The sequence below is a fragment of the Cryobacterium glaciale genome (genome assembly GCF_004402535.1).
In the GTDB taxonomy this organism is placed as follows: domain Bacteria; phylum Actinomycetota; class Actinomycetes; order Actinomycetales; family Microbacteriaceae; genus Cryobacterium; species Cryobacterium glaciale.
Map to the genome: position 1 here is coordinate 107,150 of NZ_SOEY01000023.1, position 7,262 is coordinate 114,411.

General features: G+C 65.6%; 7 protein-coding genes. 2 read left to right on the forward strand and 5 right to left on the reverse strand.

Going from position 1 to position 7,262, the window contains the following annotated elements; translation table 11 throughout:
• Position 1: 1 nt before the first annotated feature.
• The 5 genes from E3O06_RS11650 to E3O06_RS11670 form a co-directional block, all read right to left on the reverse strand.
• A complete protein-coding gene (locus E3O06_RS11650; RefSeq protein ID WP_277612257.1) occupies positions 2-850 on the reverse strand; it encodes an amino acid ABC transporter ATP-binding protein in 849 nt (282 codons plus the stop codon).
• The gene (locus E3O06_RS11655; RefSeq protein WP_134503557.1) at positions 843-1,496 is read right to left on the reverse strand and encodes an amino acid ABC transporter permease; all 654 of its coding nucleotides are present in this window, start codon (positions 1,494-1,496) and stop codon (positions 843-845) included. Before E3O06_RS11655 ends, E3O06_RS11650 begins: the two co-directional genes overlap by 8 nt.
• Before the next feature lie 90 nt (positions 1,497-1,586).
• Positions 1,587-2,396 (reverse strand): ABC transporter substrate-binding protein, encoded by an 810-nt coding sequence (locus tag E3O06_RS11660; protein ID WP_134503558.1) that lies wholly within the window; start codon positions 2,394-2,396, stop codon positions 1,587-1,589.
• Positions 2,397-2,535: 139 nt separating this feature from the next.
• Positions 2,536-3,318: a response regulator transcription factor gene (locus tag E3O06_RS11665; RefSeq protein ID WP_241980118.1), complete on the reverse strand. Its 783-nt coding sequence runs from the start codon at positions 3,316-3,318 to the stop codon at positions 2,536-2,538.
• Positions 3,319-3,439: 121 nt separating this feature from the next.
• Positions 3,440-4,708 carry a sensor histidine kinase gene (locus E3O06_RS11670; RefSeq protein ID WP_134503559.1) on the reverse strand — a complete coding sequence of 423 codons (1,269 nt, stop codon included), beginning with the start codon at positions 4,706-4,708 and terminating at the stop codon, positions 3,440-3,442.
• Between the two features lie 143 nt (positions 4,709-4,851).
• On the opposite strand from E3O06_RS11670, the gene E3O06_RS11675 reads away from it, so the two are divergent.
• Both E3O06_RS11675 and E3O06_RS11680 read left to right on the forward strand, forming a co-directional pair.
• Positions 4,852-5,820, forward strand: coding sequence for a beta-propeller fold lactonase family protein (locus E3O06_RS11675; protein WP_134503560.1), 969 nt, complete (start codon positions 4,852-4,854; stop codon positions 5,818-5,820).
• A gap of 347 nt (positions 5,821-6,167) precedes the next feature.
• The coding region (locus E3O06_RS11680) for an amidohydrolase family protein (RefSeq protein WP_134503561.1) at positions 6,168-7,262 on the forward strand (1,095 nt) is incomplete at its 3' end.

Here is a 7,262-nt window from a genome sequence, read left to right on the forward strand (position 1 = left end):
CTCAGCTCTCGGAAGCCTGCGGCGACGTTCCCGACCGACTGAGCAGGGCCCGGGTCTTGTCGTGCTGGGGGTTGGTGAAGATCAGCTCCGGCGGCCCTTCCTCGACGATCAGTCCCTGATCCATGACCACGATGCGGGTGGCGATCTCGCGGGCGAATTGCATCTCGTGCGTGACGATCACCATGGTCGTGCCCTCCTGGGCGATGCGCTTGATGACCGCGAGCACCTCACCGACGAGTTCCGGGTCGAGCGCGGAGGTCGGCTCGTCGAAGAGCATCACGGCGGGTTCCATGGCCAGGGCCCGCGCAATAGCCACGCGCTGCTTCTGGCCACCCGAGAGCTTGCTCGGGTAGTTGTCCAGTTTGTCGCCGAGGCCCACCATCTCGAGGTGGTGCACGGCCTTGATGCGGGCGTCAGCGGCGGAGAAGTTCTTTATGTCTCGCAGCGGGGCCATGACGTTGCCCAACGCGGTCTTGTTCAGAAACAGGTTGAAGTGCTGAAACACCATTCCCACGTCGGTGCGCTTCTTCGCGGTAACGGATGCCCGCTCCGCGACCAGCTCACCGTTCTGCTCCCGATAGCCGATCATGTGGCCGTGCACGTAGATGCGGCCGGCGTCGATGGTCTCCAGCTTGTTGATGCAGCGCAGCAGGGTGCTCTTGCCCGAGCCGCTGGAACCGAGAATGACGACCGTCTCGCTCGGGGCCACCTCGAGGTTGACGCCCTTGAGTACCTCGACCCGCTTCACCTCGTGGGTTTTGCCGCGAAACCGGTCCCACAGGGACTGCTTGGCCTCGGATACAAAGGTCTTGTGCACATCCTTGACAGTGATGATGGTGTTATCAGCCACGAGACCGGGCCTTTCGTTCGAGGAGTACGACAATTCGAGAGAGCGGGAGGCTGAGCATCAGGTAGAGGATGGCTGCTGCCGTGTAGATTTCCGTGGTCTGAAAGGTCTGGCTGTTCAGAATGTTCGCGGTCTTCAAGATCTCGGTCACGGCGATGACCGAGGTGAGTGCCGTGTCCTTGACCATTGCGATGAAGTAGTTGCCGATCGGTCCGAGCGAGACGACGAACGATTGCGGAATGACAACCTTCCAGAGGGCCTTGGTGGGGGTGTAGCCGAGCGACAACGCCGCTTCGGTCTGCCCGGATTCGACGGAGAGAATGGCCGAACGAAAGACCTCCGACAGGTAGGCGGCGTAGTTGAGCCCGAGGCCCAAAATGCCGGCCGGTATCGGGTCGATGGCGATACCGATGCTGGGGAGCACGAAGAAGATGTAGACCAGCTGCACCAGAAGCGGGGTGCCGCGAATGACTTCCACGAAGAAGACCGCGATGGCCCGCAGCACCTTGAACTGGGATATGCGAGCGAGGGCCACGAGCAGGCCGAGCACGAGCGCCAGAATCATGGCGCCGGCAGCGAGCTGGAGCACGATCGGCACGGCGCCGATCAGCGAGGGGAACACTGCAAGGGTGTCAGTGATGAAATCCATGGTGGAGCGCCTAACTTAGGGGTCAATGACGTGCGTACCGGCCGTTCCACACCCCGCGGTGTCAAACGGCCGGTACGAGCCGTGCGTTATCTACTCCGTGACGTTGTCTTCGCCGAGTCCGTACTTCTGCAGGATCTCCAGATACTGGGGGGTCTTCTTAAGGTCGGCGAGGCCCGAGTTCAGGTCGTCCAGCAGCTCGGTGTCTTCCATGCGCACGCCGGCGCCGATCTGGCCCGGAAAGTACGGCGTATACGGGGTGACGAGTTCGATCTTCGGATTGGGCTTCTGCACCAGGCTGTACGCCAGCACGGCGCTGTCGGTGAAGGCGGCGTCAATCTGGCCGTTTTCCACGGCGGCGATCAGCGCAGCCTGCGAGTCGAAGAACTGGGTCTCGCTGCCTTCCAGGGTTCCGATGAGGTCGGTGAAGACCGTTCCGGTCTGGGCGCCGAGCACCAGGCCCTTTACGTCGTCGCGGTTCTTTACGGTGGAGCCGGCCGGAACCAGCAGACCCTCGCCCTGCATGTACCAGGAGTCGGTGAAATTGATCTCTTTCTTGCGCGCATCGGTGATGTACATGGCGTCGACGATCACGTCGGCCTTTTTGGCCATGAGTGCGGGAATGAGCGTGTTGAAGTCGGTGACGAAGACCTCGACGTTCCAGCCCTTCGCCTCGGCGATGGCGAGAATCATTTCGCCATCGATACCGGAGAGCTCGCCGGTGTCAGCGTCGGTGAACGCGAATGGGGCGTCATTCGACGTCGCGATCGTGATGGTCTTCTCAGCGTCGGCGTCAGAGCCCGTGGAGGCATCGGCGCTGCAGCCCGACAGAGCCAAGGCGCCAACGAGTGCCAGGGGCACCAGAACCTTGAGGCGTTTGGCGTATCGAGAGGACATGTTCATGGTTCTCCATCTTTACTGGTGCTGTGGGTGAACGCGGGTAATCGGCATCCGTTGGGGGGGGAATTGTCTAATCGAAATCTAAGTTATTGCGCTACCATCGCACAACTCATGATAGAGCGATCAAGCCCATAGGTTTTACCTATAAAACGCCCCGGCGGTTTAGTCGGTAGCCCACGCCGCGCACCGTTTTAATTCGATCGGCGGGCCCGATCTTTCTGCGCAGGTTCGCCACGTGCACCTCAAGGGAGCGCTTGTCGGCGTGCGTCACGAGTCCGCTCGCGTAGCTTTCGCCGCGCAACTCGAGAATCAACTCGGACTTGCTGTGCACCTGGTCGACGCGTTGCAGCAGCCGCGCGAGCAGGTCGAATTCACTGCGGGTCAGCACAACGGATGCCCCCTCCACCTCCACCACGCGCCGCGCCGGGTCGAGGCGCAGACCGTCGTGGTGCAGCCATCCGCTTGACTCGAGCCCCGGCGAGCCCTCGAACGACGTCGACTCGACCGGGCCGAGCCCGGCCACGGCCGGCGCTCGCCGCAGCACCGCGTCGATGCGGGCGCGCAGCTCGCCGGTGCGAAACGGCTTGGCGACGAAGTCGTCGGCGCCGGCGCTGAGGCCGCGCACGACGTCGATCTCAGCGGACCGCGCCGAGATCATGATGATGCTGCTCCCGGTGATCCGGCGAATGCGCTTGAGGGTTTCGAAGCCGTCCATGCCGGGCATGTTCACGTCGAGGGTCGTGAGCATCGGGGCGTGGATGCGTACGAGCTCGACGCCCTCAGCGCCGGTGTCGGTGAGCTTCACCTCGAAGCCTGCCTCGATGAGAATGGCCTCGATCACCTCGCCCACATCAGCGTCGTCTTCGATGACCACCGCGATGCGGTCAGAATTCACGGTGCCCCCAAGTTTGACTGTTTCTGCCACTGTACCGACACCCTGTCCACCCGCGAAAGTGGGTGAATATATGCTTCATGTTGCTGAGGCAGCCGTCTGCCCGTTCTCGCGCCCAGAGGGCGCTACTTCAGCGCCCTCGCGCCCACAGACCTCAGCGTTGAGGGGCAGCTGCTTCAGCGCTCAGGTGGCCAGAAAGCTCGAGCGGAAGGGTCAGCTCGAACCGGCTGCCGGCCGGCGATGACTCGACCAAGCGCAGGTCGCCGCCGTGCCGTCGAGCAATGTCTCGGCTGATGCCAAGGCCCAGCCCCGAGCCCTTCTGCGCCGAGCGCCGCGCCGACTCGGTGCGATAGTACGGCTCGAACACGAGCGCGCGTTCGGGCGGGGCTATGCCGCATCCGCTGTCGGTGACGGCGAAGGTCACCGTGTCGATCGTGCGGGTCTCGGTCACGACCACAAAGCCGCCGACCCGGTTGTATTTGATGGCGTTGGTCAGCAGGTTGTCGAGAACCTGCCGAATACGATTGGGGTCGACCTCGGCCCAAAGCGTGTCGGACGCGATCACGTCGATCGTCACCCCGCGCGCATCGGCCGCCGTTCGACTCGCTGCCAGGCAATTCTCGATCAGTGCGCGCAGGTCACTCGGCACGGAGGTGAGCCCCAGCAGCGCCGGGCCCGTGCTGCGCGCGAGCAGCAGGTCGGCGAGAATCGACTCCATCTGCTCGGCGTTGCGCACGATCACTCCGGCCCGCCGCGCAACCGTCTGCGGCTGCTCGCTCGCCTGCTGCACGAGCTCGGCGTTTCCCAGAATGGACGTGAGCGGAGTGCGCAGCTCGTGCACGACCGCCTCGATCAGGTCGTCGCGGGCCCGCACCGCCTGCTCGGTGAGCACGGTCTGCGCCGCGAGTTGCACCCTTTTTCGACGGATGCGCGCGCCCGACACCCCCGCCGCGCTCGCCAAAATGACCAGGATGAGCGGATAGGCCACGAGACGGGTGAAGTCGTCGGAACTATAGTCCGCGTAGCCGGCATAGAAACTCTGCGGACTCGTCACCGCCACGAGCACGACGCAAATCGTGAAGCCCCACGGGCCGAAACTGTAGGCGATCCAGATGATGGGCAGAATCAGCAGCAGCGCGCCGCTCGATTGCTCGGTGAGATCGGCCAGCACGGTCAAGCGGATGCCCACAATATCTACCAGGGGCAGCGCCAGGGAGAACCTCTGCACCAGAGCATTCTCGCGCCAGACGACCGTTGCTGCCGTGACGAGCGCGATGAGCCCGGCGCCGGCGGCGTAGGTGCTCGGGTCGAGGGTGTCGGAGCGGGTGAGCACCACCGCCGTGCCCACGACGATCAGCGCCCCGAACACTACGATCTGAAACTCCAGCAGGGATCGGCCGTAGCCTGCGTACTGTCGCGCCATTTTTCCCCTCCGGATCGTAGCCTAACCATCGAACAGGACAAGAACTGGGCTAATCCTGCGGTTTGTACCCCCAAATCTGCCGTAAATCCTGAGGTGGTCCGGTGAGGCTGGATGAACGCAGACGGCCGCTGGAGGATCGCTCAATGAAGAAGGCACTCGCCCGATTCGCCGCCGGCGCGGTGACGACGCTGGGGACATCCGTTTTTCTGGCCCGTGGCGCCCACGCGGTCGCTCCGGTCAGTACGAGAGTTTCGGTGGGAACGCTGCCGTGCGATGTGGCTTTCAGCCCCGACGGCCGCCGTGCCTACGTGGCGAACTCCGTGACGAAAAACGTGTCGGTCGTTGACGTGGCCAGCGGGCTCGTGGTCGAGATCATCGCGCTTCGGGACTCGCCCCGAACGATTGCGATCAGCCCCGATGGCGCGCATGCCTACGTCACCCTGTCGACGCGCAACACCGTAGCGGTCATCGACCTGGCCACCGGCGGCCTCATGGTCCCCATCGATGTCGGCCATTTTCCCAATTCGGTGGCGTTCAGCTGCGGCGTCGCGTATGTCACGAATTCCGGCGCCAACAGCGTCTCCGTCATTGATGTCGCGTCGCGCCAGGCGGTGGGATCTGTCGCGGTCGGCAGCGAGCCCCGTGCCCTGGCCTTCAGCCCGAACGGCACCTGCGCCTACGTGGCCAACTTTCGTGTGGGCACGGTGTCGGTCATCGACGTTCAGGCTGGCGAAGTGTGCCGAACGATCTCCGTCTCCGGCGGCTTTCCCAGTGCGATCGCGTTCAGCGGGCGCACCGCCTTCGTCGCGCACGGCGGGGGCCAGGTCTCGGTCATCGATGTGGCCACGAGCACGGTGGCCTCCGTGATCGCCGTGGGCAGCGGACCCTGCGGACTGGCAGTGAGCCCCGACGAAAGCACACTTCTCGTCACCAACCAGAACGATCACACCGTCTCGGTGGTCGACGTCGCCGCCTGCGCCGTGCGCGACACGATCGCCGTCGGTGTTCGACCGGTCGCGGTGGCGATCAGCCCCGACGGCACGACGGCCTACGTGGCGGCCTGCGGCGACAGCACCATCTCCGTGATCGACCTCGGGCGGTTGGTTCTCTAGGTAGCGGCCGGGTGGCTCTCCAGTGGGCGGATGCCCGCCTCGCCCAATATCGCTCGCGGCACTCGGTACAGATGCGGGCACCCCGAGCTAGGGGTGCCCGCATCTCGAAGGGGTGCCGCGAGCGCCCGATGTCGTTGGTCGAGCCCGTCGGGACCGCCATGGCCCAGCGCAAGCCGTCTGCGGATCCCGGCCGTCCCGCCCGGGCCCACTTTATGGCCCCGGGCCCAGTTTCTAAGCTGGGCCCGCGTTCCGGGCCTGGGCCCCGTCCGCCCTGAGGACCCGGGTGCCAGCCCCACGAACCCACCCGCCTGTAGGGTGGCAAGACCCCCTCGACCGAAAGCCGCACCATGCCTGATCTCGTTCTGCGCTCCGTCCTGCAGCCCGGCGACACCACGCCCTCCGACCTGCACATCGCCGACGGAGTCATCACGCAGATCGTGCCGGCCACCAAAACGGATGCCCCCACCCTCGACGGCCGCACCGTCATCCCCGGCCTCTGGGACGAACACGTGCACATGACCCAGTGGGCGCTCGCCGGCGCGCGCATCGACCTCTCCGCGGCTGCGTCTGCACGTGAAGCCCTCGAACTCGTGCGCGCCCAGATCGCCACGAGCGCCAGGCCGACCCCGCTGATCGGCGTACGGTTCCGCGATGCGATCTGGGCCGACGCACCCACCCTGCGCGGTCTCGACGAGGTGACGCAGGGGCATCCGACCGCTTTGATCAGCCACGACCTGCACTGTGTCTGGTTGAACAGTGCGGCTGGCGCGCGGTACGGCGTCAACGTCGACGCGTCCGGCCTGCTGCGCGAACAAGCCGCGTTCGACCTCACGATCGCGCTCGGCCAGCTGCCCGACGCCGAGGTCGACGCACTCGCCGACCAGGCCGCACACCGCGCCGCCGCCCGCGGCGTGGTCGGAGTCGTCGACTTCGAGATGACCTGGAACCGCGACGTCTGGCAGCGCCGCATCGCCACCGGATTCGACGCGCTACGAGTCGACGCCGGCATCTACCTCACCGACCTCGACCGCGCCACAGCCGAGCGGATGCGCACCGGCCAGCCGATCGCAGACACCCGCGGCCTGCTCACTGTGGGCCCGCTCAAGCTGCTCATCGACGGTTCCCTGAACACCCGCACAGCATTCTGCGTCGACGAATATCCCGTCGGCGGCCACGGGGTTCTCGCCGTGAGTGAAAATGAGCTCACCGAGATTCTGGTGCGGGCGCGACAGGCCGGGCTCCTCCCCGCCGTGCATGCCATCGGCGACGCCGCCAACACGGTCGCCCTGAACGCATTCGAGCGCGCCGCCACCACCGACTTCGATCGCGCGACCCGGGCCGGCAGCGGCCCTGGCAGCGCCGAACTCGCCGCGGCGCGCGCCTCCCTGGCCGCCAACGCCGGCACCGCCCACCGCATCGGCCGCGCCACCACCGCCCACGGC

Coding starts and splice junctions, on each gene's coding strand:
- E3O06_RS11655 (WP_134503557.1), bottom strand. CDS start 1,496: ATGGATTTCATCACTGACACCCTTGCAGTGTTCCCCTCGCTGATCGGC.
- E3O06_RS11660 (WP_134503558.1), bottom strand. CDS start 2,396: ATGAACATGTCCTCTCGATACGCCAAACGCCTCAAGGTTCTGGTGCCC.
- E3O06_RS11670 (WP_134503559.1), bottom strand. CDS start 4,708: ATGGCGCGACAGTACGCAGGCTACGGCCGATCCCTGCTGGAGTTTCAG.
- E3O06_RS11675 (WP_134503560.1), top strand. CDS start 4,852: ATGAAGAAGGCACTCGCCCGATTCGCCGCCGGCGCGGTGACGACGCTG.